Below are 23,476 nucleotides of genomic sequence, written 5' to 3' on the forward strand. Positions count from 1 at the left end.
GTGTGCCTGGTCTCACCCTGTCTCCTCTGTGGCCCTGGATATGATGACCCCCATCTCACCTACCTGAAAGGTCGTTATGGGCAAGGGATTCCAGGGCGCTGTGCTGCGCCTCCTCGGCGCCAAGGAGCACGTCGTCGCCGTCACCGGCAGGACCCAGCTGGCTGAGCACTTCGTGCGCATCCACTTCCGCTCCGACACCCTGCTGTCCGACGGCGACCTCTACCCCAGCGCCTGGATCCGCCTGTGGTTCCCCAACCCCGACGCCCCCTCCACCCTCCACCAGCGCGGCTACACCCTGGTGGACCCCGACCCGCGGGCCGGCACCTTCGCCATCGACTTCGTCCTCCACCACCCCATGGGCCCGGCCTCCTACTGGGCCTCGGGCTGCGAGGCGGGCGAGCAGCTCGTGGCCCAGCGCTTCGGCGCCCGGCCCTTCGCCCTCATGGACCCGCCCCCGGCTGGCTACCTCCTCCTGGGTGACCTCACCTCCTACCCGGCCATCACCTCGATCGCGGCCACCGTGCCCGACGACGTCCCCCTGGTGGCCTACCTGGAGCGCCACCACCCGCTCGACGAGACCCTCCCGCTGCCCGACGGCCCGGTGGTCACGGCCGCTTGGGTCGACGAGCTCCCCGACGGCCGGGGCCTGGTCCAGGCCGTCACCGGGCGCGACTGGTCCGGCTGGTTCGCCTGGATCGGCGCCGAGTCCCGCGCCACCCGGCGCGCCAAGTCCTTCCTGAAGCGCGAGCACGGCCTGGGCAAGGACTCCCTCCACGCCCAGGCCTACTGGATGCGTGGCAGGGCACTGGGGAGGTCCCGGACCCTCGACGAGCTCAACGCCGCCCACGAGTCCGAGCAGTAGGGCCCGGGGCCCACCGGGGTGCCTCGCGCCTCGGCGTGCCGGGCGTGTTCACGGTCATGGGGTGGCCCGCCGGGGCGCGTGCCCGGCTGGGAGGAGACGCGCTCACGGACTGCCTAGGGCGGCTGGCCGCGCGCCCGCCCCTTCGTGCCCTGGCCGTCGACGCGCTCGCGACCGCCAGGGCGGCTGGCTCACCGACGGGTGACTGATCTCGCACTTTCTGCATGGAGTGCAACTCTGCACTGAGTGCATTATTGGTGTCGTGACTCGGACCGACCTGCGCGCTGCCCACGCGCGACGCACCCGCGCCGCCATTCGGGCGGCCGCCCTGGCGCTGACCCGCGAGCGCGGTTACGCGGCCATGACGGTCGACGACGTCGCCGCTCTCGCTGGGGTCTCCCGCCGCACGGTCTTCAACCACTTCTCCTCCAAGGCCGAGCTCCTCGTCGTCGGCCCGGAGCCCCCCGAGCCCGAGGCGGTCGAGGCCTTCGTGACCGGCAAGGGGCCCCTCCTGGAGGATCTCGGGACGCTGCTGGTCTCCGGCGCGCAGGCCCTGGGGCCCGAGCGCGCCTGGCTCATGGCCTTCCCGCAGGTCGTCCGGGACAACCCGGAGGTCGAGCGCGCCGTGCACGAGCGCTTCCAGGCCGTCGAGCGGGTGCTGGAGGACGCCGCGTCCAGGCGCCTGGGGCTTCCGGCCTCCGCCCCCCGGGTGAGAGCCGTCCTGGCGCTGGCCGACGCGGTGCAGAGGGCCTCGATCCGCATGTGGGCCTCCTCCTGCGGGGCGGACGACTCCGCCCCCGGCCCGGCCAGCGGCCCCGCCCCCAGCCCGGGAGGAGCCAGCACGGGCGGCCCGGTCCCCGGCCCGACACCCGAAACCAGCGACCCGGCCCCCGACACGGCTAGCTGCCAGGGGAGGGCCGACGCGGGCACTGACCGGCCCCGGGCTGGCCAGGGGCGGGCTGCCGGGCCCGGTGGTCAGCCCGATCCGGTCCTCAGCCTGGCCGACGCCGTGCGCACCGTGGCCGCCGCTATTGACGAGGTCCTCGCACCTGCCGCCCCGCGGCGGCCGGCAGGCCCCGGCTCGCCACCCGGTCCGGCGCAGGCCCGGCCGGTCGCGGCGGCGTCGTGCCCGCCCCCGGGCCTCTCAGACCACTCTGTACCCTCAACACGTAAAGGCACTACCTCGTGACTCAGTCCGCTACGGCGTCGCAGCCCCCCGGCACCAACCCTGCCGAGGCCGGGGGCGACTTCCGCCCCGACCGCCGCTTCTGGGCGGTCTACGCCTCCCTGCTGGTGGTCATGTTCCTGTCCGCCATGGATCAGACGATCGTCGGTACCGCCTTGCCCACCATTGTGGGGGACCTCGGCGGCGCCGCGCACATGGCCTGGATCCTGACCTCCTACATCCTGGCCATTACCGTGGCCATGCCGGTCTACGGCAAGCTCGGCGACCTGGTGGGGCGCAAGAACCTGTTCCTGGTGGCTATCGGCTTGTTCCTGATCGGTTCGGCATTGTGCGGCACCGCTACCTCGATGATGCAGCTCATCATCTACCGGGCCATCCAGGGACTGGGCGGCGGCGGTCTCATGATCTCCTCCCAGGCGATCACCGGTGACCTCATCCCGCCGCGCGTGCGCGGCACCTACATGGCCCCCATGGGCGCCATGTTCGGTATCGCCTCCATCCTGGGGCCGATCGTGGGCGGTCGGCTGACCGACTCGGTCTCCTGGCGCTGGACCTTCTGGATCAACCTGCCGCTGGGCATCCTGGCCTTCATCGCAGTCGCCATCGTGCTGCGCCTGCCCACCCGCCCGCTGACCGAGAAGATCGACTGGTGGGGCCTGATTCTCATGAATGCCGGGGCTGTGGCGATTGTCCTCATGGCGACTTGGGGAGGCAACGAGTACGCCTGGAGCAGCCCTGTCATCATCGTCCTGGGGGTTGCGGGTCTGATCTGCTGGGGGCTCTTCGCCTTCGTGGAATCGCGCGCCGCCGACCCGATTCTGCCGTGGTCGATCCTGATCAACCGCACCTTCGTCATCTCAACCATTGTGGGCATGCTCGCCATGGGCGGGATGATCGGCGTGTTGAGCTATCTGCCCACCTACCTGCAGATGGTCTACGGGTACTCGGCCACCGCCTCCGGTCTCCTCCTGGTGCCCATCACCCTGGGCATGCTCTCCTCCTCGATCCTCTCCGGCGTCCTGGTGGCCCGCAGCGACCGTTACAAGGTCTACCCGGTCCTGGGCCCGCTGGTCGCCGCCGGCGCCTCCTTCTGGCTCTCGCGCCTGTCGACGACGTCGCCCGTCTGGGAGGTCTCGGCCGCCACCTTCGTCATGGGCGCGGGCATCGGCCTGTTCTTCCAGCTCCTGGTCACCGTGGTGCAGAACGCCGTCCCTGCCCGGCACCTGGGCACGGCCACCAGCGGCAACAACTTCTTCCGCGAGGTCGGCGTCTCCCTGGGGGCCTCGCTCATCGGCGCGGCCTTCTCCTCCGGTCTGACCTCCAGCCTGGCCGATCGGATCGGGGCGCTGGCCGCCGGCTCTGATCCGACGGTGCTGGACTCGCTGGCTCGGTTCGGCGACGCCGATACCTCCTCGCTCACGCCTGCCCTCGTCAACCAGTTGCCCGCAGCCCTGCGCGACGCCGTTGCGAGCTCCTACGCCGATGCGCTCCTGCCGATCTTCGGCTGGATGATCCCGTTGTTCGCGGCCACGGCCGTCATCGCCCTCTTCCTGCCGGAGGTGCCCCTGTCCCGCAAGAACGGAATGGAGCAGGTCGCCGATGCCGAGGGGGCCGTGGCCGGGGAGGCCGATGGGGCTGGGGCGGCCGAGGGCGCCGATGGTCATGCCGCTGAACGCGTGGGCGAGCAGTAGAGGCGGGCAAGGATCCGCATTCCGGCACGCGAAGAGCCCGACGGCCGATCGCTCACGCGACGCGCGCGGTGATGCCTCGATATGCCGATGTGGAGTCCTTCGCGCATGGGGAGAATGATCCTTGACGCCTCGGCTCTCCGATTCATAGTGTGATCGAATCCGGGCGGAAATTCTCCCCGATGGCACGATATCCGCGGCGAGCAGGGGGAGGGCGATCGTGAGCGGTCGTCGAGGTCGGCGTCCAGTACTGATCTGCCTCATTGTGCTCTGCCTCGCCTGCGTCGCTCTTATGACGAAGGCGGTTATCTCCTTCGTCTCATTCTCCCCCCGATACGATCCGGTCGCAGACGAGCCGGAGGTCCTGTTCGATCTCAACGCCTCGGATTATGGGGAGAGGATGCGGATCGTGCCCTTGTCGGGTGACGCCGAGCGGAGCACGCTTCATGAGCCCGGGTCGTCGGTGACCTACGTCGGGATGAGTGATGGGGCGTCATCCGTGATCGTCGCCCTGGATGCTGCGACGGCCGAGGTGCGGTGGGACGCGTGGTTGACCGACTCCCGACCGCGTTGTGTGCCGTACGGTCCGGAGCTCCGGTGCTCGACGGGTGGAGAGCTCGTGGGCATCTCGGAGAGCGATGGGACTACGACCGTGCTGACGGCGCTTCCGTCCGATGACTACCGGGTGAGCAAGAATCAGGAGGAGCGCATCACGTATCTCCTGCCACCGGTGGACGGCCGGTCCCAGGACTACCAGGTGATGTGGATCGATGAGAGGGATCGCGTCGTGATCCTGCCGTGGTCGCCGCCCCCGACTCCGTGCGCTGAGGCCTCCGGGACGAGCTTCAAGGATGTGGACCCCCACACCGGTGTGGGCGACCACGATCTGCTGGCCGCGGTGGTTGTTGACGGGTGGATGGTCCTGTCGGCGGTGGACACCGGGGAGATCGTCGACCAGCGCTTCGGCGATCTTCGGGAGAGGACTGGCGAGAGCGGCCCGCTGCTGTCGGGCGACGAGGCGTGCGGGTCGGAGTGGAGTCAGGTGGACGTGTCCTACCCTCCTCCTCATCGAACAGTCTTCAGCGTGGTCCCGCTTCCGGCGGAGAAGGTGCCGACGTCTCCGCCCGCGGACGAAGCGAGGCCGGTCCTCTGGAGAAATGGGGGGCGCACTCGATGGTGCGTCACTCCGGACGGCGAGTTCGGGGAATGGCGTGAGGGGTCGATGTGGACCTATGACGTCGTCGATCTGCGCGGTTCTCGTGTGGAGAACGCCTTCACGGACGGAATCGAAGTGGGCAAGGGCGCCGTGGCGGGGACGACGATGGGAGGGCTCTCGGAGAAGAGTGATGAATACTGGGTCATGGTCTCCGGGGGCGGCATGGTCTCCGTTCGGAAGAATGGTGAGGGCGAGGATCGTCATAAGATCGTGTGGAGTGCGGATATTGGGGACGACGAGTGGGAGGCGAGAGGCGGTGCCGTCATGACCCGCGACTCCGATGGGCGGGTGACCGCTAGGAGCATTGATAGCGGAAGAAGGCTGTGGGACCTGGATACTCCGGGAGAGATGCACTGGGAGGAGAACTCGGGGGAGCCCCGAGGATCAGTCGATAGCAATCCCGTCCTCATCCTGACCGCGGATTCCCGCATTCTCATGTACGGGCACCGGGGCTGACGGGTCCGACGGGGACTGGCGCGGAGGGGATCGGGAGCGGATCGGCGGAGCCTCGCGGGGCGCCATCGGCTCAGGACCGGGCCAACGGCCCCTCCGCCCAGGCGATCTCATCATCCGCCAGCCCGGGCAGGGCCTGACCGGAGACGATGAAGCGGGCGCGCTCCCACGGTCGATCGGCGGCGAAGAACGGGCGCTCGCTGCGCGCCCACCAGTGCCAGAACTCCACGGACTCCTGCTCGTCGCCGTTCGTGCCCTCGTCGATGTCCCGCGCGATGCCGCGCCGCTCGGCGACCTCGTCGTCGGTCTGCATCCAGATGTGGATATCGACGAGGTCGGCCACCGCGCGCATCCCCGAGCCCGTGCCCTCCACGATCACGAGCGGTGCGCCCGCGGTGATGGTGATGGAACCCTCGCGTCCGTGGCGCTGCCATGCCGGGGGCCTGAGATCGAGGGATCCGTTCCGGCGCAGCTCGGTGAGTGCGGCGACGAGCAGGTGATCCCACTGGAACAGGGGCTCGTTCCAGTCGAGGTCGTCGATGTGCAGCACCTGCGCGTCGGGGACGACGGAGGTCAGTCGTGAGGTGACGGTGGTCTTGCCGGAGCCGCTGCGCCCGTCCACCGCGATGATTCCCGGACGACCGGCGGGTTGGATCACTCGGTTGAGGACGGCCAGGACATGGTCGGCGAATGCGCGCTCATCGCTGGCGTACCAGTCGGGGACCGGCGGCTCCTCCGGCTGGAGCGCCGCCCGATCCTGAACCGGCAGAGCGCGCCGTGTGATGGCCGGGACGCCCGAGCGGGGCTGCGTCGTGTCGTTGGAGCACATGGGTCGATGCTACTAACTCAACCGCGGATGCGGGTCGGTCCGGCGGGCGCTCACGCCGCCGGTCGGGGCTTCTCGGGGGAGAGGAGACCGGGCGACATGGAGATGATGACGAGACCGAGGACCGGGGGGACGGAGATGGCGTCCCGGAACATCGTCGCGGCCAGGACCATGCAGATCAGCCCCAGGCCGATGCCTCCGACGATCCGTGACGCCAGGTTGAGGGAGAACCAGGCGAGTACCACCCAGATGAGAGCCGCCCCGCAGCACGACGCCACCGCCGCATGGGCCGGGAACGTCGAGACGGCACCCGTGCCCGATGCCTCCAGACGGTACAGAACCGCGAGTCCGATGGCGGAGGCGCTCCCCAGCGCGACCGGTCCCCAGACGTGCACCGCGGGGCGGGAGAAGCGCCCGGACACCCACAGGCCGAGCGCCATCAGCAGGGGGATGAAGGTGATGAGGCCGACCGGAACTCCGAGCGTCAGGAGCACCTCCCGTGGGGCGACGGCGGAAATCCCAATGATCCTCATGATGACGCACGCGGCCGCCACTGCTCTGAGCGCCGTGGCGCAGGCGCCGAGGAGCCGTATCGACCGGACTCTCCATCGGGGCAGGTCCATCTGCGGCAGGTCCCTCATGATCCTCCTGGTCGTCACGGCCCGCGGCGCTGCCGCGACCCGCGGTGCTGCGGCCCACGGCGCTGCCGCGGCCGGTGGCCGTGCCGGCTTCTTATCAGCGGTCGAGACGACCAGGAGCACCACCGGAGCGGCCATGGCGTACATCCAGAGGAATGAGAAGGCGATCCAGACTGCCGGTGCCAGCAGCGCGCCCACTGCGATCCCGGCGACGGCGCGCAGTCCCGGGTCCAGCCGCCTGCTGACGGTCAGACCGCTGACGGCGATCGCCACGGCGGCGGCGAGCACGACCCAGGAGGCACGATTGAGTGTCATGTCGAGGTGACCGAGCAGCGGCTCGGGGGCGCCGAGGTTCTTGGCGTCGTAGCTGAACGTCATGGCGATATTCGCGACGGCCCCGATGACGCCGGATATGACGGAGGTGATTGCGGCGGCAAGAGCGTGCCGTGGGGCCAGCCAGCCGCGCTCGCGGGCGAGGCTGAGAAGCCCGATGGCCAGGAAGGCGGCGCTGAGGGAGGCGGATGCGCCTGTCACCCAGCGGAGGAGGTGATCATCGGCGTCGGCCTGCACGAGTGACGTGCCGGCCAGGAAGACGGCGAGGGACACGGGGGTCAGGGCGAGCAGGAGAAGCGAAGTGATGCTGCATCCCATTGCCGTCTTCCTGCCGAGCCTCATCCCCATGCGATAGGCGGGGGAGGCGCTCGTCGCGTCCCCGTTGCTGCTGCTATCGGTGGCGGGGCTGCCGGCGCTGTCGTCGCTGGGGCCGGGGCGAGGATACTGAGGAGACATGAAGTAGCTCATTCCGGGCTCACTGTGCTGGAAGTACGCGATGATGGTCCTGGAGTTCAAGCGTAACGAGGATTCCCGCCTGTGCCGAGGGCGGGACGCGGAGCCCGGTGCAGGTCATGCCCTCTGCGCGGATGTCGTGCGGGGGCGCTGGCACGCGAGGATGAGCCCGCCGACGAGGGGGATGGCGGGCGCGGCATGGGTTGTCAGGGAGGGAATTCCCAGTGCCAGCAGCTGCGTGTAGAGCAGTCCCGCGGCGACTGCCAGAATGGCGCGTCGCACTGCGGACATGCGCGCTCTGCGGATGATGGTCCAGCCGATCGCGGTGCCGCCGCAAGCGGCCGAGACGACCATGGCCAGGGCGATCCAGTCGAGATCGGGTGAGTCCAGGAGTTCCGCGATCGCCATCGCCACCACCGACAGACTCGCCAGCGCGATCGGACCCCAGGTGTGGATCGGGGCATACGGCGAATGGTCCGAGAACCGCAGACCGATCGCGGCGAGCAGGGGGAGGATGGCGAATAGTCCGACCTGGACGCCTGCGACCATGAGATCGGGCGCCATCGACGACGGAAGCATCGCGCGCACGGCCGCGCAGCCGATTCCCACCAGCCCCACCAGTCCGAGAAGGGCGGCGCAGGCACCGAGCGGCCGCACCCATCGGGTTCTCGTGAGAGTCCTCGCGGGAGACGGGGCGGCGGTCGCCCGTGGCTGAACCGGCGTCTGCGGCGGATCGGTCGATTCGGATGGTTCGGTCACGGGCTGGACTCCCCGCCCGCGGGAAAATGCGAGGACCATGAGCACGATGGAGGCTCCGGCGATCGTGAACAAGGACATCGTCAGGGCCAGTCCGCCCACGGGCGCTAGGAACGCGCCCGTCCCGATTCCGATGATCATGCGCGGCCTCGGGCGCAGCCGTTCCGCGATGACGCCGTCGAGAACGATCGCGATCGCCGCGGCTCCCAGTCCCCAGGCCGCAAGGCCCAGCGGTACGTAGAGACGCCCGGAGACCGGGATGGGATCGCCGACGTCGGCGGCGGTGAACGCCGCCGTCCACGAGACCTGCGCAATGGCAGCGAGAATCAGCGATAGCGTTGAGATGGCGGCGGCCCATGACGTATGGCTCGGTGGCAGCAGGTCGCGCTGGCATGCCAGTCCGAGGGCGCCGATCACCAGGGGCAGCGGTGCGAGGGCCATCGACGCGGTCGGTGCCCACATGAGGAGGCCGTTATCGAAGACCTCCAGGGGGATGACGATCAAGGCGATGCTCATCGCGCTCAGGAGAAGCGCGGTGATCCCGCACCACAGGACTTGCTTCGTGGTGAGCTGCATCGTCTCATCCTCCGTCGACGGGGGCGCTGATGCCGGAAACCGTAGCAGTGGGGCGGGCAGTCGTGCAGGGGCGCCAGTGCTTTCGCGTCGGCCCGCCGGCCGAGGACGGGCGGGCCGGTCGAGCCGCTAGGCTTCAACGGTGAGAGAGAGCGGGCCAATGGGTACGACCGACTCGTCCTCGCCGATCGTCGGCAGCAGACCGCTGTTCATCACCACTGGGAGTCGCGGTGACGTTCAGCCGTTCCTGGCGCTGGCCTGCGCCCTCGCCGAGTCCGGGGCCGGCCCCGTCGTCGCCGCGCCGAGGCGCTTCGGCGACCTGGCCACGCGCTTCGGCGTCGAGTTCGTCGGCCTGGACGACAGCATCCTCGATCTCCAGGACGACCTCGTGGGGGCGGGGCCGGTCCGGGCCGCGCTCTCGCTGGGTCGCATACGGCCGCTGATGCGGCGGTGGCTGGACGATCTCGCTGAGCTCGCGAACAAGGAGGCCGGTCGGGCCGACGTCGTCGTCTTCACCCAGAAGGCCCTGGGCGGAGCGAGCATCGCGGAGAGACTCGGAACCCCCGGGCTGCCCGCTCAACTCATCCCCACCGGGCCGCCGACGAGCGACTTCCAGGTTCCGTTCGCCCCGGCCGGGACGCCGCGGTCCCTGCGCCGCGCCTCCTGGTCGCTGGTCGGGGCGTCCGAGGCGCCATGGCGAAGGATGGTGGCTCAGTGGCGGTCGACGCGTCTCGGTCTCACGACGCGCCCGATCCCCTTCTCCAGGATCATCGCCTCGCGGGGGATTCTCAGCGCCTGGAGCCCCCGTCTGCTGGCGGCGCCGCCCGAGTGGCGCCCCTCCCAGGGCCCCCTCGGGTTCTGGCGGTCGCGTGCGACCGGGACTCTTCCGGCGGACGTCGAGCGCTTCCTGGCCGCCGGGCCGCCACCCGTGGTCGTCGGCTTCGGAAGCATGATGCACGGCGACCCGGCGCGGCTCGCCCGAGAGGTGGTGGACGGCCTGCGCCGTGCGGGGCGCAGGGGGATCCTCCTGGCCGGATGGGCGGGGTTGAACGCGTCGGGGGTGATGACGTCCTCGCCATCGAGGAGGCTCCTTTGGATGGGCTCCTGCCGAGGGCCGCGGCCGTCGTCCACCACGGCGGAGTGGGAACCGTGGGCGCCGCGCTCCATGCGGGGACTCCGCAGATCATCCGCCCCTTCTTCGGCGATCAGCCCTTCTGGGCCGGCCGTCTCCGCGAGCTGGGGGTGGCGCCGCGTCCGCTCAAGCGCGTGACCGGGGAGGCCCTTGCTGAGCGCCTGCGCGTCATCGACGACCTGGCCGCCGTCGGCACCACCGCACTCGTCATGGCGCTCCACGTGTACGACGCCGCCTTCTCCGCCTCCCTGCGCCGTCGGCTCATGGACAAGCTCGCCCGACTGCCGCTGGGCTGGTTCGCCTCCCGCGGCTCCGGAGAGGTCAAGAAGATCGTGGGCGACGACGTGAACTCCCTCCACTACGTAGTCACCCATGCCGAGACCGATTGCGTGGGGGTCGTCGCCACCCCGCTCATCGTCCTGATCTACCTCTTCAGCGTCCAATGGCGGCTGGCGCTCGTTCTCCTTCTGCCGGTCCTCGCCTATGTCATCGTCATGGTCTGCATCATGAGGCGCGACGCCGACAACGTCGCCCGCTCCCAGCGCTACACCTCCCGGATCAGCGCACAGACCCAGACCTTCATCTCCTCGCGCCAGGAGGCGCGGGTACTTGGAACCTCCTCCGTCGTGGACCTCCCCGGCACCCTGTCCGAGGCGGGCGATTTCATCGCCGACTGGCAGATGCGCACCGGTCCCGTCAAGATCATCGCCGTCATGCTCAACCGTCCCACCACGGTTCTCGGGCTGCTGCTGGTAAGCGCTTATCTCATGATGATCCCCGGTTGGGTGAACGCGGCCGAGCTGCTGCCCTTCCTCATCCTGGGAACCTCCTTCGGGGGACAGCTGCTGGGCATCTCCACCAGCATCGGAGCGCTCATGGCGAGCCTCCAAGCGCGCGACGCCCTCGAGACCTTCCTCGGCACCCCGGAGCTCGCCGCGGCGCCCGCCCCCTCGCCCTCCCAGAGCGGCGTCGGCCCGCCCTCCGATTCCCGATCTTCCCGATCGAGTCCCGGCCGCCTCGCCCTGGAGAGCGTCACCTTCGCCTACGACGCCGGCCACCCCGTGCTGAGCGATGTCAGCCTGAGCCTGGAGCCCGGCGTCGTCACGGCGCTGGTCGGTCCCTCGGGGTCGGGCAAGTCCACGGTCGCCGCCCTCCTGGCCCGGCTGTGGGACCCCCAGGGCGGGCGCGTCACCCTCGACGGCGTCGATCTGCGCAGCCTGACTCAGGATGAGCTCTACGCCCGAGTCAGCATCCTTCTCCAGGACGTCCAACTCATTCGCGCCACGGTCCGCGACAACATCGCCCTCACCCGTCCCGACGCCACCGGCCCCGAGATCGAGGCCGCCGCCCGTGCCGCCCGCCTCCACGACACCATCACCGCCCTGCCCCAGGGCTACGACACGATCGTGGACTCCTCCCGCCTGTCCGGCGGGGAGCGTCAGCGTCTCGGGATCGCCCGGGCCCTCCTGGCCGACACCCCGGTCGTCATCCTCGACGAGGCCACCGCCTCCGCCGACCCCGACTCCGAACTCCAGATCCGTCAGGCCCTGAGCACCCTTCTGAAGGGGCGCACCGTTCTCATGATCGCGCATCGACTCCACACCATCCGCGATGCCGGGAGGATCGTCGTCATGCAGCACGGGCGGGTCGTCGAGACGGGGACGCACGACTCGCTCATGGCCGACGACGGCCCCTATGCCGCCCTATGGGCCGCTGCTGTCGGTCCTGACGGCCCTGACGACCCTGACGGCCCCAGCGCCGTCGGCACCGTCGGCGCCGTCGGCCCTACCGTTCCCGACCGCGACCCTGACCAGCGTCACGAGGGGCAGGAGGATCCCGCATGCTGAGGAATCTGCACGCGGTGGTCGGCGGAGGCGCCCGTTTCTGGGCCTTCGTCGTTCTGACCGCCGCATCGGCCGTGATTCAGGCCGCCGCCGTCCTGTCCCTCCTGCCCATTCTCTCTCGACTCCTCGGTCCCGATCCGGCCTCCGCTGGCGGCTGGCTGCTCGTCCTCGTGGCGCTCATCGCCGTGGCCTGGTGCCTCGACGTCGTCAATGCCCGAGTGGGACTGCGGTTGGGAATTCGCGTGATGCGGACCATTCATGGCAGCGCGCCCCGGGCCATCATGACCTGGCCCGCCTCCATCCTGACCTCGGCCAAGATCGCACGGCTGCGCACCCTCGTCTCCTCGGGCGCCATCGAGGCCACCTCGGCACTCCTCCTGCTCATCAGCCCCCTGGTGGGCGCGGTCGTCTTCATAGGCGCTCTCGGAATCGGCCTGCTGCCGATCAGTCCCGCCCTGAGCGCCGTCACCGTCGGCGGAGGAGCGATTGTCCTGGGCGCCCTGTGGCTGTCCACCACCTGGGAGGCGCGCGCTCAGGAGGTCTTCTCCGACGCCATGGAGGAGCTCGACTCGCGCCTCTTCGAATTCGCCTGGGCGCAGCCCTCCCTGCGCACCGCCCGCCGCATCAGCCTCGGACGGCGAGCGGTGGACCGGGCGATGGAGGAGAGCCGATCGGGCGCACTGCGGGTCCTGGGTCGCCAGGTGCCCGGGCAGCTCGTGCTGAGTATCGCCATGCAGATGGTGATGGGCGGCTTCGCGTTCGCCGCCTGGAGGGCCTATGCCGATGGCCGGGTCGATGGCGCGGGGGCGGCTGCTCTGGTCATCATCCTGCTGCGCGTGATCGAGCAGGTCACGGTCGTCTCCGGGGCTGTCGGCGGACTGCTGGCCCTGCGACGCTCCCTGGCCGAGGTGCGCGAACTGGTCGAGGCCCCGGCCATGAACAGGGGCGAGCCCCTGGATCACGCGCCCTTGATCACGGTGCGGGATCTGCGCGTCACCTACCCCGACGGGACGGTGGGCCTGGGGAACGCCGATGATGACAGAGGTGTTGACCTGAACCTGCAGCCCGGGACCGTCACCGCGATCGTCGGTCGCTCCGGCTCGGGCAAGACCACCCTCCTGCGAGCGCTCGCGGGCGTACTGCCCTACGCGGGCGGAACCGTGGCGCTCGATGGCGCGGCCGCCACCGCCGATGAGCTGACCGCCAATGCCACCATGGTCTTCCAGACCACCGTGCTCGGCGCCGGCACCGTGCGAGACAACATCCTGGCCGTCAACCCCGCTCTGACGGATGAGGACCTGGAACGGATAGCCGAAGACTCGCAGGTCGGCGAACTCGTCGCCCGCCTGCCGCACGGGTGGGAGGCGCCCGCGGGGGAGTGGGACTCCCAGTTGTCGGGCGGTGAGCGCCAGCGCGTGGGGATCGCCCGCGCCCTGGCCAAGCCCGCTCACCTGCTCCTCGTGGACGAGGCCACCTCCGCCTTGGATCTTCAGGCCGAGCGGTCCGTGGTCCAGGCCCTGGGGCGCGTGCGCAGTGACTACACGACCGTCGTCGTCACCCACCGTCCGGCCACAATCGCCGTGGCCGATACCGTGGTGGTCATGGAGGGCGGGCGCGTGGCCGAAGTCGGGACGCGTGCGGAGCTCGAGGCCGCGGGCGGCCTGCTTGCGCGCTTCATGGAGGAGTGGCGGACGGCCTCGTCCTGGCGCGTGTGAGCCGCGGGCGGCGATCTCCGACGGATCGACGGGGCCCCTGCCGGGTCGCCGGCGCGTGATGAACCTCGCGCATTTCTGCATGGAGTGCAACTCTGCACTGAGTGCATGATTGGGGTCGTGACTCGAACCGACCTGCGCGCCGCCCACACGCGGCGGACTCGTGCCGCCATCCGGGCGGCCGCCCTGGCGCTGACCCGTGAGCGCGGCTACACCGCCATGACGATCGACGACGTCGCCGCTCTCGCCGGAGTCTCGCGGCGCACCGTCTTCAACCACTTCTCCTCCAAGGTCGAGCTCCTCGTCATCGGCCCTGAGACCCCTGAGCCCGAGGCGATCGAGGCCTTCGTCGCCGGCAGCGGCCCCCTCCTGGAGGACCTCGGCACGCTGCTGGTCTCCGGCGCGCAGGCCCTGGAGCCCGAGCGCGCCTGGCTCATGTCCTTCCCCCAGATCGTGCGCGACAACCCCGAGGTGGAGCGCGCCGTGCACGAGCGCTTCCAGGCCGTCGAGCGTGTTCTGGAGGACGCCGCCTCCAGGCGCTTAGGGCTGCCCTCCTCCGCCCCCCAGGTGAGGGCCGTGCTGGCGCTGTCCAGTGCGGTGCAGAAGGCCGCGATCCGCATGTGGGCCGCCTCCTGCGACGCCGACGATGGCGCCAACGGCCCGGCGGATGACCGGCAGGCCGGCATCCCGGACGGGCCCGGCACTGGAAGCGGTCGGACCGGGGGGCGTCATGAGCCGGCCACCGTATCGGTCGGCGAGCAGTCCGACCCGGTCCTCAGTCTGGCCGACGCCGTGCGCGCCGTGACTGGTGCCATCGGCGAGATCATCGCCCCGACCTCCCAGTAGCCGCTCATTGGGCAGCCGTCGGGCAGCCGGCGGCCAGTCACCAGCCACTGACTCGCCGCTCCATTCGGCACCATCCGGTCCCGGCCGGTCCCGTCTAGTCCCGGCCGCTCAGCCGCCCCGCCCCGGTCAGCGGGCCACCGGGACAGCTCCAGATTTCTCAAACCATTCCGCCCATTCAACACGTAAAGGCACTACTCGTGACTCAGTCCGCTACGGCGTCGGAGAGCACCGGCGCACGTCCTGCCGAGGCGGGAGGCGACTTCCGCCCCGACCGCCGCTTCTGGGCGGTCTACGCCTCCCTCCTGGTCGTCATGTTCCTGTCGGCCATGGACCAGACGATCATGGGCACCGCCCTGCCCACCATCGTGGGCGACCTGGGCGGGGCCGCCCATATGGCCTGGATCCTCACCGCTTACATCCTGTCCCTCACCGTGGCCATGCCCGTCTACGGCAAGCTCGGCGACCTGGTGGGGCGCAAGAACCTGTTCCTGGTGGCTATCGGCCTGTTCCTGGTCGGCTCGGCCCTGTGCGGGACCGCCACGGACATGACCCAGCTCATCGTCTACCGCTTCATCCAGGGCCTGGGCGGCGGCGGCCTCATGGTCTCCTCCCAGGCGATCACCGGTGACCTCATCCCGCCGCGCGTGCGCGGCACCTACATGGCGCCCATGGGGGCCATGTTCGGCATCGCCTCCGTCCTGGGGCCCCTTATCGGCGGCTGGCTCACCGACTCCGTCTCGTGGCGCTGGACCTTCTGGATCAACCTGCCGCTGGGGGTCCTGGCCTTCGCCGCCATCGCCGTGGTGCTGCGCCTGCCCAGCCGCCGCCTGACCGGCTCCATCGACTGGTGGGGCCTGGTCCTCATGGACGCCGGCGCCGTGGCCATCGTCATGATGGCCACCTGGGGCGGCAACCAGTACGCGTGGACCAGCCCGGTCATCATCGGCCTGGGGGCCGCCGGCGTCGTGTGCTGGGGCCTGTTCGCCCTCGTGCAGAAGCGCGCCGCCGACCCGATCCTGCCCTGGTCGATCCTGACCAACCGCACCTTCGTCATCTCAACCATTGTGGGCATGCTCGCCATGGGCGGGATGATCGGCGTCATGGGCTACCTGCCCACCTATCTGCAGATGGTCTACGGGTACTCCGCCACCGTCTCCGGGCTGCTGCTGGTGCCCATGACCATCGGCATGCTCCTCGCCTCGATCCTGTCGGGCGTCCTGGTGGCCCGCAACGACCGCTACAGGGTCTTCCCCGTGCTCGGCGCGCTCATTGCGGCCGCGGGCGCCTTCTGGCTCTTCCGGCTCACGACGGCGTCGCCCGCGTGGCAGGCCTCGGCCGCCATCTTCGTCATGGGCGCGGGCATCGGCCTGTTCTTCCAGCTGCTGGTCACCGTCGTCCAGAACGACGTGCCCGCCCGGCACCTGGGCACGGCCACCAGCGGCAACAACTTCTTCCGGGAGGTGGCGGTCTCGCTGGGCGTCTCGCTCATCGGCGCGGCCTTCTCCTCGAACCTGACCTCCGGGCTCGCCGATCGGATCGGGGCGCTGGTCGCCGGCTCCGACCCGGCGGTGGCCGGTGCCCTGGCCCGCTTCCAGGGCGGAGGCGCCGACACGTCCTCCCTGACCCCGGCCCTGGTGGAGTCCCTGCCTCAGGTGCTGCACGACGCCGTCGCGAGCTCCTACGCCCAGGCGCTCAGCCCGATCTTCGCCTGGATGATCCCGCTGTTCGTGACCACGAGCCTGGTGGCGCTGCTCCTCAAGGAGAAGCCCCTGTCGCGCAAGACCGGCATGGAGCAGCTCGCCGAGGCCGGGGACTCACCTGCTTAAGTACGCGCCCTAACGCCCCCGGTGCGGCGGCCGTCCTCCCCGGTGCGAGCGGGCCGCGGGATCTGGTACGAGCGGGCCCGGTGCGTGCCGGTAAGCGGGCCCAGCACGGTCAGCCCCAGTGCGAGTGCGGGACGGTGCGGCCAGGCCCGGTACGTGCCGGGGTCGGCTGGGGCGGCGAGGGGCTAGCGCAGGCGGCGTTGGACCCACTCCACCCCCAGGCGTGCGACCTCCTCCTGGGCCTCGTTGACGTTCCCGGCGTGGACCTGCACCAGCTGGCTGCCGTCGGGGAGCAGGGAGAAGCCCTCGGCGGCGGTGTCGGCCGTGTCCGGGAACTCGTCGGTCAGGGCGCCGTGGAGCATGAGCACGGGCCAGGGCAGGTCGCCCATGGTGCGCTCCGGGGTCTGGAGGGAGACGTCGGCCAGGGTCTCCTTGCTGAGCAGGTTCCACTGGCGGCTGTTGGGGTTGTCGTCACGCAGCCGCGTCAGGCCGTGTCTTTCCAGCTCGTCGAGCTGGACGGAGGAGAAGACCTGGTCCCACAGGATCGACTGCGGCCCGGTGATCGCCCCCACCGCTACCGCCGTGCGCACCAGGTCCGGGCGTGCCAGGAGCGTGGCCGTGGCCCCGAAGCCGTTGGCGTGGATGGCAATGCGTCGGAACCCCCGCAGGGACAGCCAGCCGACCACCGCCTGGAGGTCCTCGGTCTCGCTGGACAGGGTGACGACGTCGTCGTCCGACTCGCCCTGCCCGGAGAAGTCGAAAGCGAGCGTGGCCAGGCCCGCTTCCCGGTAGGCCGCCGCCATGCGGTCCAGGCGGTGGTCCAGGCCGTGCCGGTCGGTCAGGAAGTCGTGGGCCAGGACGACCACGCCCTCCTGGCGTCTGGGGGCGGGCCGACCGGCTTCGAGGTCGGCCTCCAGCAGCTCCAGGTCCAGGGGGACGGCGTCCTTGGGCAGCATGAGCGTGCCCGCCAGGGTAACCCCTCGAGCAGTGTCCATGCGGATGTCAGTCATGAGATCCAACCTAGGTGAGGTCAAAGAACGGGTCATAGGGTCGTGGATCCCATTGCGCTGGCAGCGTGACCCTGACAAGGTGTCGTGGCCGTGGGGGCTGCTCGCCGGTGGTACGCAAGACGCCCCCGCGCGGGGATCGTGGGGTGGGGTGAGGCGGACGGGGTCAGTCAGGCAGGGGGAGGGCCCGGGCGGCCTCGACGGCGGCACGCACCTGGGCCTGCTCCGTGCGGTGCGGTCCTGGTCGGCCGTCCGCCGGTGCCGGACAGCACAGGTGCAGCTCGCGCACGCCGCTGGCCGCGATCAGTGCCGCCATGGTCTGGGGCCGTACGCCGCCCGCGGCAATGACCCGGGGCGCCGGCTCGCCCGCCCGGGCCGCCCGGCGCTCCAGGGCCGTGAGCCGGGCCAGGCCGGTGCCCTCGGCGCCCCCGGACGTCGTCAGTCAGGACGTGGGTCAGCCCGAGGCGGGCGGCGGAGCGGTAGGCCCGCTCCAGGTCCGCGGCGTGGTCAATGGCGCGGTTGAGGGTGACGGGGGCGCCGTCGCCCATGTCCACCAGGAGGCGCACCAGCCCGCGGTCCAGCTCCCCGTCCTCGGTCAGGGCCCCGGTGACGAAGCCGAGCTCGACGGCGGGGGGCAGGGTGCGGCCCACCACCCCGGTGGCCTGGGGGCGGGTGTGCTCGGCCAGCTGGGCGGCCAGGGAGGCGATCCGGCGTACGTCGGCGATCATGGCCCGGCCCTCGTCGGCGTCGAACACGTAGGAGCCGCCCCGTGGGCGGACCATGACGCGCAGGCCGAAGGGCTCGGCCTCCGGGGTGTCCGCCCAGTGCGCGCCGGCCCGGGCCCGGCGCTCGGCCTTGACCTCCGCGGCCGCGATAATGGCGGCCTCGACCACGCCGATCGACGGCGTCGTGCCCCCGACGGCGACGTTGTCGCACAGCTCGGCACGGTCCGCCCCGGCCTGGGCCGAGACGCGCACGCCGTCAATGTTCTCCATGCAGGTCTCGACGACCACGTGGTCAGGTGCGCGCCAGGGTGCGGGGGAGGGGTGGCGTAAGGGCAGCATCCTGGGGAGCCTCGTCGCGTTCATGGGTGAATTGTGTCACGCATGAGCACGCTTCCGGGGGCGGCACGCGGAAGGTCGCGGCCGTGTCGCGTGTGGGGTTCATGACGGCGACGTGGGGTTGATACCCCCTTACCTGGTGCGTCTGTAAGCGTGACTGCGCTGGTCAGAGCCGGTTAGCCCGGGTCGGGAGAGGGGGACGGGGCCAGGTGTCGTCAGGCTGGTCGGGTGCGGGCCCGCGGTCGGGGCGCACACCCGGTCGGGCTGCCGGGTGCGCACCCGGTCAACATGCGCCGAGGCGGGACGTGTGGTAAGGCACGTCGGCCCGGTCGGTGCGAGGTCAGGCGGGGGTGGGCGCTGTTGGGTAGGGCGTGCGGTCAGGCGGGGGCGCGCAGGCGCGGTCAGGTGAGGAGTGCGAGCGCGCGGTCAGATGTCCGCCACGTCCTCGTAGCTCTTGGGATCCTCGATCGGCTCCAGGTGGGCCGAGACGCGCAGGTCGGGGTCGGCGGCCACGAGGTCGTCAATGAGGGACTCGGTGAAGTCGTGGCCCTCCTTGACGTTCCACGCCCCCGGGACCAGGACGTGCAGGTCCATGAAACGGCGGTTTCCCGCCTCGCGCACCCGTACGGCGTGGAAGTCGATGACCCCGGGGTTGCGGTGCTGCTCGAGGACGGACTCCACCCGGGCCAGCAGCTCGGCGTCAGGGGCCGCGTCCATGAGGCCGGCGACCGACTCGTGGATGAGCCGGTAGCCCGTCCACATAATGTTCAGCCCGGCCCCCAGGGCCACGACGGCGTCGAGCACGGGGGAGTCGAAGACCACCACGAGCCCCACCCCGACCAGGACCGCCGCGGAGGTGATGACGTCGGTGGCCAGGTGCTTGGCGTCGGCCACCAGCGTGGTCGAGTGCGCCTGGCGGCCGACGCGGTAGAGCACCCACGCCACGGCGCCGTTGACGAAGGAGGCGACCACCGACACCACCAGGCCGATCCCCAGCTGCTCGGGCATGACCGGGGTGATCATGCGGTCCACCGCGGAGACGATAATGAAGGTGGCCGCCACGAAGATCATGACGCCCTCGGTCACCGCGGAGAAGTACTCGGCCTTGGAGTGGCCGAACTGGTGGTCCTCGTCGGCGGGCCTGATGGAGATCCTCAGGACGACGAGGGCCACGACGGCGGCCACGAGGTTGACCACCGACTCCGCCGCGTCCGAGAGCAGGCCCACCGAGCCGGTCACCCAGGCTGCCGTGCCCTTGAGCGCAATGGTCGCCAGGGCGGCGCCAATGGACAGCCAGGCGTAGCGGGAGAGGTCGGTGGGCGGGGGGTAGCGCCTGGAGGGGCACGGGGCCGGGCGGACGGCGGCAGGAGTTACGCGGGTCACAACCACTATGCTCCACTCAGGGCGGGGCGACGGCGAATCAAGGTTTCGGCTGCCCGTCGGGCACCGGGGCGGGCGCCTGCCGCGCCGGTCCCCGCTACCCGACGGTCCCGCTTGTCTCCTCCGGGTTCGCGGACAAAGGCGTCCCGACGGCCCCCGCCCTGCTCGGCGCGGTTGGGCACCCGCCCCGCGTGCTGGCCCCGCAGGCAGGTTCCGCCCCCGCCCACGCCGGTCTTAACGGCCCCGCCCGCGCTATAGGGTGTGGGTCGTGCTGGACCTCCTGCCCGCCGCGCTCACCCACGCCTCCTCTACGGCCCTGCCCGCCACGCCGTCGGCCCTGCCGGCCCTGTCCCTGCCGTCCCTTCCCGGCCCGCTGGCCCTGCCCGTCCCCGACACCCTCCCGGAGACCTTCCGCCTCCTGGACCTGTGCGGCGTCCTGCTCAACGGCATCCTGGGCGGGCTCATTGCCCGACGCAAGAACTTCGACCTGGTGGGCTTCGTGGTCCTGGCCATCCTGACGGCCACCGGCGGCGGCATCCTGCGCGACGTCATGATCCAGGCCGGCCCGCCCTTCGCCCTGACGGACCCCTACTACCTCTACACCGCCTGCGCCGGGGCCCTGGTGGCCTGGTTCGTCCCCTTCACCTCTCGGCTCGCCCGCCGCTTCCTGGTGGTGGCCGACGCCGTCGTCCTGGGCACCTGGGCGGCCACCGGGGCCTCCAAGGCCCTGTCCAACGGCCTGGGGGTGATGCCCGCCCTCCTCCTGGGCTCCCTGACGGCGGTGGGCGGCTCCATGGTCCGCGACGTCTCGGTGGGTGAGACCCCCAGCGTCTTCGGCGGCAACCGGCTCTACGCCGTCCCGGCCCTGTGCTCGGCCGCCACCATGGTGGCCCTGGTGGCCGCGGGCCTGCCCGACGCCTACGCCATGCTGGTGGCTACCGTGGTGGGAGCCGGTACCTGTCTCATGGCCTACTGGCGTTCCTGGCAGCTGCCGGTGGCCGGGGATCGGGAGCGCCGCCTGGCCCGACGTCGCACCGGGGAGGTCGGCGGCCCGCCGTCCCGCGGGGGTGGCCCCGGCTCCGGGTGGCGCCGGGCCCTCATGCGCCGTCCGTACGGCGAGCCCAGCCGGTGGGGCAGACGGCCTGGGGCGGGGCGGCAGGAGACGAGACGACGCCGGTACCGACCCCTTGACCCCGAGGACCTGTGACTGCCCCGGGTCGGCCTCGGCAACGGCCACACCGGCCCCCACCCCGAGGACCTGCGAGCAGGCGGCGTCAGGACCGGGCAGACACGGCCTGTCGCGCTCGGAAACATGATGGGATGGGGCGCATGAGCGGTAACGACCAGCAGTCCTTCGAGCCCAACCACCTGCTCGCCGAGGTGATTGCGAGCCACTTCCACGGCGCGCGCGTGGTGGAGACCGACGGCGCGCAGGTCGTCGAGCTGGGGGAGGGGATGCCCAGCATCCAGTGCGTCGTCGACGACATGCGCCCGGACCCGCCCTACGGCGCGTTCATCTTCCTGGAGGTCAAGGGCGGGCGGTTGGGGGAGACGGGCGCCCTGGTGACCGCCAGCGGGTACGGTCCCGGCGCGCAGGGGTCCGTGGTCACCGCGGGCTGCAACTGGGCCTGCGCCTTCGGCCCCGTCCTGCTGACCGCCATCGGCCGTCCCGACCTGATCAGGACGCAGGACCCCGAGGTCGAGCAGTTCGAGGCCCGCGTGGGCGCTCGCCGCTACCGGGTGACCGTGAGTCGGCTCGACCGCAGCATGGGCGTGGGCATGGAGGAGGTGGAGGGCCTGCGGCGGGCCCTCGGCGGGTACTCGGCGCTGACCCGGGCCGTGCTGGAGAGCGGGACGGTCCCGGCCACGCGCTCGGACGACCTCGTCGCCCTGGGCTGCTTCATGGGCACCGGGCGGTCGACGACGAGCGAGACCAAGCTCGGCATGGGCGACTGGCCGGCCGCGGCCGCCGTGCTGGAGGCCCTGGCCCGGAGGCACGCCGGGGGCTCGGGCATGCGCATGCTGCGCGAGTGGGCGGTCCTGGAGCCGCTTGAGCCAGCGCCCGTCCTCACCCGCGACGGCCTGCAGCACACGCTCAATATGCTGCGTGCCTGCGCCGACAACCCGCGCAGCGAGGCCGGCTGGTGCGGCGCCCGCCACCACGGCATGCGCCTGGGGGCTCCTGGCGGCGTCGTCCCCGGGCTGCCGGGGGACATGTCCTGGTTCCTGGGCACGATCGCCGCCAACGGGGCGGGCCCCGGCTACGGCCTGGCACCCCGGCCCCTCTCTGACAGGTGGTGGCAGCTGGCCGACGCCGGCTGCGGGGCCCGGTGGGTGCTCAAGCTCGCCGACGGCACCGTGTGGCTGGACTCGGTCGCCTGCGACGACGGCTTCCAGCTCGTGGCCCCCGGCTTCCTGGCCTGGTACGAGGCCTGGCTGGACAACGCGGTCCGCCAGGGCGGCCCCTTCGGCCGCTGGGAGTACCGGGTCGACTCCGTCTACAAGCTGCTCGTCAACGCCGCGCAGGAGAAGGGTGTCGACCGTCTGCCCGAGACCGTGACCAGGGTGAGGACCCACTCACCCGAGGGCAAGCCCATTGGCCCCTGCCACGCCTGCGAGGAGACCTACGCCCGCTACGGGGTGCCCCCCACGGTGTTCGTCACCGCCCCGTAAGGTGCGGCTGGTGCCTGCCGGCTGGCAGTGGCCAGCGGCCCCCGGCGCTGGCAGGGCCTCCAGGGCGGCCAGCGCCCGCCGGCTGGCACAGTGGCCCTGGTGCGGTCGTCCGCGGCAGGCGGCCCGGGGGGCTGGTCGGCCTGAGCCTTTGCGGTTCCACAAAGTCGCGCCCCGACGGCGTCGATCTCCGATATCCTCGACCCGTACCGACCGACGAGTCTCAGGAGACGGGCGATGACCCAGGTGGCATGCGGGATCGACATTGGCGGATCAGGCGTCAAGGGCGCCCTGGTCGACCTCGGGACCGGTGAGTTCATCGGTGAGCGCGTACGCATTGAGACCCCCCAGCCGTCCACGCCCGAGGCGGTCGCCCAGGTCTGCCGCGCGATTATCGACAGGCTCGGCGTCGGGCCGGACGTGCCCGTGGGCATCACCTTCCCCGCCCCGATCGTGCGCGGCACCGTCGTGTTCATGGCCAACCTCGACAAGTCCTGGGAGGGGGTCAACGTGGACGAGCTCATGACCCGGGTCCTGGGGCGCCCCTCCCACGCCCTCAACGACGCCGACGCCGCCGGGCTGGCCGAGGTCGCCTACGGTGCCGCCAAGGACGTGCCCGGCACCACTATCGTCACCACCCTGGGGACGGGTATCGGCTCGGCCGTCATTGTCGACGGCACCCTGGTGCCCAACACCGAGCTCGGCCACCTGGAGATCGACGGCCACGACGCCGAGAGCCGCGCCTCCACCCACTGCAAGGAGCTCCTGGACCTGAGCTGGAAGAAGTGGGCCAAGCGCCTCCAGCGCTACTACAGCCACGTGGAGATGCTCTTCAGCCCGGACCTGTTCGTCGTCGGCGGGGGCGTGTCGAGGAAGCACGAGAAGTTCCTGCCCCTGCTCAACCTGCGCACCCCCATTGTGCCCGCCAAGTTGCTCAACACCGCGGGCATTGTCGGTGCCGCCTACGAGGCGGCCCGTACCGCACGGTAGGCTCCGCCCAGGTCGCCTCTCAGGGGCTGC

The 23,476-nt window shown here is 71.0% G+C and carries 17 protein-coding genes and 2 pseudogenes; 13 read left to right on the plus strand and 6 right to left on the minus strand.

Annotation, left to right across the window (positions count from 1 at the left end):
- Positions 1-76: 76 nt before the first annotated feature.
- The 4 genes from C3V41_RS10975 to C3V41_RS10990 all read left to right on the plus strand — a co-directional run bounded on the left by C3V41_RS10975 (position 77) and on the right by C3V41_RS10990 (position 5,405).
- Positions 77-862, plus strand: a complete 786-nt coding sequence (locus C3V41_RS10975; protein WP_246741985.1) for a siderophore-interacting protein — start codon at positions 77-79, stop codon at positions 860-862.
- 259 nt (positions 863-1,121) lie between these two features.
- Positions 1,122-2,048, plus strand: a complete 927-nt coding sequence (locus tag C3V41_RS14535; RefSeq protein ID WP_106110285.1) for a TetR/AcrR family transcriptional regulator — start codon at positions 1,122-1,124, stop codon at positions 2,046-2,048.
- 110 nt (positions 2,049-2,158) lie between these two features.
- Positions 2,159-3,736: an MDR family MFS transporter gene (locus tag C3V41_RS10985; protein WP_254423753.1), complete on the plus strand. Its 1,578-nt coding sequence runs from the start codon at positions 2,159-2,161 to the stop codon at positions 3,734-3,736.
- A 289-nt stretch (positions 3,737-4,025) separates the two neighbouring features.
- Positions 4,026-5,405 carry a hypothetical protein gene (locus C3V41_RS10990; RefSeq protein ID WP_254423583.1) on the plus strand — a complete coding sequence of 460 codons (1,380 nt, stop codon included), beginning with the start codon at positions 4,026-4,028 and terminating at the stop codon, positions 5,403-5,405.
- Between the two features lie 70 nt (positions 5,406-5,475).
- Here C3V41_RS10990 and C3V41_RS10995 read toward each other — a convergent pair whose 3' ends face one another.
- From C3V41_RS10995 to C3V41_RS11005, 3 genes are all read right to left on the minus strand, one after another.
- A complete protein-coding gene (locus tag C3V41_RS10995) occupies positions 5,476-6,231 on the minus strand; it encodes a uridine kinase family protein (RefSeq protein WP_106110287.1) in 756 nt (251 codons plus the stop codon).
- A 50-nt stretch (positions 6,232-6,281) separates the two neighbouring features.
- Complete coding sequence (locus C3V41_RS11000; RefSeq protein ID WP_254423584.1) at positions 6,282-7,667, minus strand: hypothetical protein; 1,386 nt, start codon at positions 7,665-7,667, stop codon at positions 6,282-6,284.
- A 102-nt stretch (positions 7,668-7,769) separates the two neighbouring features.
- The gene (locus tag C3V41_RS11005; protein ID WP_106110289.1) at positions 7,770-8,984 is read right to left on the minus strand and encodes a hypothetical protein; all 1,215 of its coding nucleotides are present in this window, start codon (positions 8,982-8,984) and stop codon (positions 7,770-7,772) included.
- A gap of 157 nt (positions 8,985-9,141) precedes the next feature.
- Between C3V41_RS11005 and C3V41_RS14450 the strand changes: the two are divergent.
- The 6 genes and pseudogenes from C3V41_RS14450 to C3V41_RS11030 all read left to right on the plus strand — a co-directional run.
- Positions 9,142-9,510: pseudogene (locus tag C3V41_RS14450) on the plus strand (glycosyltransferase); the annotation flags it as partial.
- A gap of 506 nt (positions 9,511-10,016) precedes the next feature.
- Positions 10,017-10,235, plus strand: a pseudogene (locus C3V41_RS14455) (glycosyltransferase); the annotation flags it as partial.
- 12 nt (positions 10,236-10,247) lie between these two features.
- Entirely contained in the window at positions 10,248-11,960 is a 1,713-nt protein-coding gene (locus C3V41_RS13445; RefSeq protein WP_254423586.1) for an ABC transporter ATP-binding protein, read from the plus strand.
- On the plus strand, positions 11,954-13,672 hold the full coding sequence (locus C3V41_RS11020; protein WP_106110290.1) for an ABC transporter ATP-binding protein: 1,719 nt from the start codon (positions 11,954-11,956) through the stop codon (positions 13,670-13,672). The genes C3V41_RS13445 and C3V41_RS11020 overlap by 7 nt, the downstream gene beginning before the upstream one ends.
- Positions 13,673-13,789: 117 nt before the next feature.
- A complete protein-coding gene (locus C3V41_RS11025) occupies positions 13,790-14,515 on the plus strand; it encodes a TetR/AcrR family transcriptional regulator (RefSeq protein ID WP_106110828.1) in 726 nt (241 codons plus the stop codon).
- Between the two features lie 311 nt (positions 14,516-14,826).
- Positions 14,827-16,341 (plus strand): MDR family MFS transporter, encoded by a 1,515-nt coding sequence (locus C3V41_RS11030; RefSeq protein ID WP_441299726.1) that lies wholly within the window; start codon positions 14,827-14,829, stop codon positions 16,339-16,341.
- A gap of 182 nt (positions 16,342-16,523) precedes the next feature.
- Here C3V41_RS11030 and C3V41_RS11035 read toward each other — a convergent pair whose 3' ends face one another.
- From C3V41_RS11035 to C3V41_RS11045, 3 genes are all read right to left on the minus strand, one after another.
- Positions 16,524-17,348 (minus strand): alpha/beta hydrolase family protein, encoded by an 825-nt coding sequence (locus C3V41_RS11035; protein WP_106110292.1) that lies wholly within the window; start codon positions 17,346-17,348, stop codon positions 16,524-16,526.
- Positions 17,349-17,515: 167 nt separating this feature from the next.
- Positions 17,516-18,433, minus strand: a complete 918-nt coding sequence (locus tag C3V41_RS11040; protein WP_246741990.1) for a copper homeostasis protein CutC — start codon at positions 18,431-18,433, stop codon at positions 17,516-17,518.
- 399 nt (positions 18,434-18,832) lie between these two features.
- Positions 18,833-19,789, minus strand: coding sequence for a cation diffusion facilitator family transporter (locus C3V41_RS11045; RefSeq protein WP_106110293.1), 957 nt, complete (start codon positions 19,787-19,789; stop codon positions 18,833-18,835).
- A gap of 349 nt (positions 19,790-20,138) precedes the next feature.
- Here C3V41_RS11045 and C3V41_RS11050 point away from each other — a divergent pair, with 349 nt between their 5' ends.
- The 3 genes from C3V41_RS11050 to ppgK all read left to right on the plus strand — a co-directional run bounded on the left by C3V41_RS11050 (position 20,139) and on the right by ppgK (position 23,446).
- Positions 20,139-20,993, plus strand: coding sequence for a trimeric intracellular cation channel family protein (locus C3V41_RS11050; protein WP_441299727.1), 855 nt, complete (start codon positions 20,139-20,141; stop codon positions 20,991-20,993).
- A 122-nt stretch (positions 20,994-21,115) separates the two neighbouring features.
- Positions 21,116-22,459: a hypothetical protein gene (locus C3V41_RS11055; protein ID WP_106110830.1), complete on the plus strand. Its 1,344-nt coding sequence runs from the start codon at positions 21,116-21,118 to the stop codon at positions 22,457-22,459.
- A 234-nt stretch (positions 22,460-22,693) separates the two neighbouring features.
- Positions 22,694-23,446 (plus strand): polyphosphate--glucose phosphotransferase, encoded by a 753-nt coding sequence (gene ppgK / locus C3V41_RS11060; protein ID WP_106110294.1) that lies wholly within the window; start codon positions 22,694-22,696, stop codon positions 23,444-23,446.
- The last annotated feature ends 30 nt before the right edge of the window (positions 23,447-23,476 follow it).

It is taken from the genome of Actinomyces sp. oral taxon 897 (genome assembly GCF_002999235.1).
GTDB lineage: Bacteria > Actinomycetota > Actinomycetes > Actinomycetales > Actinomycetaceae > Actinomyces.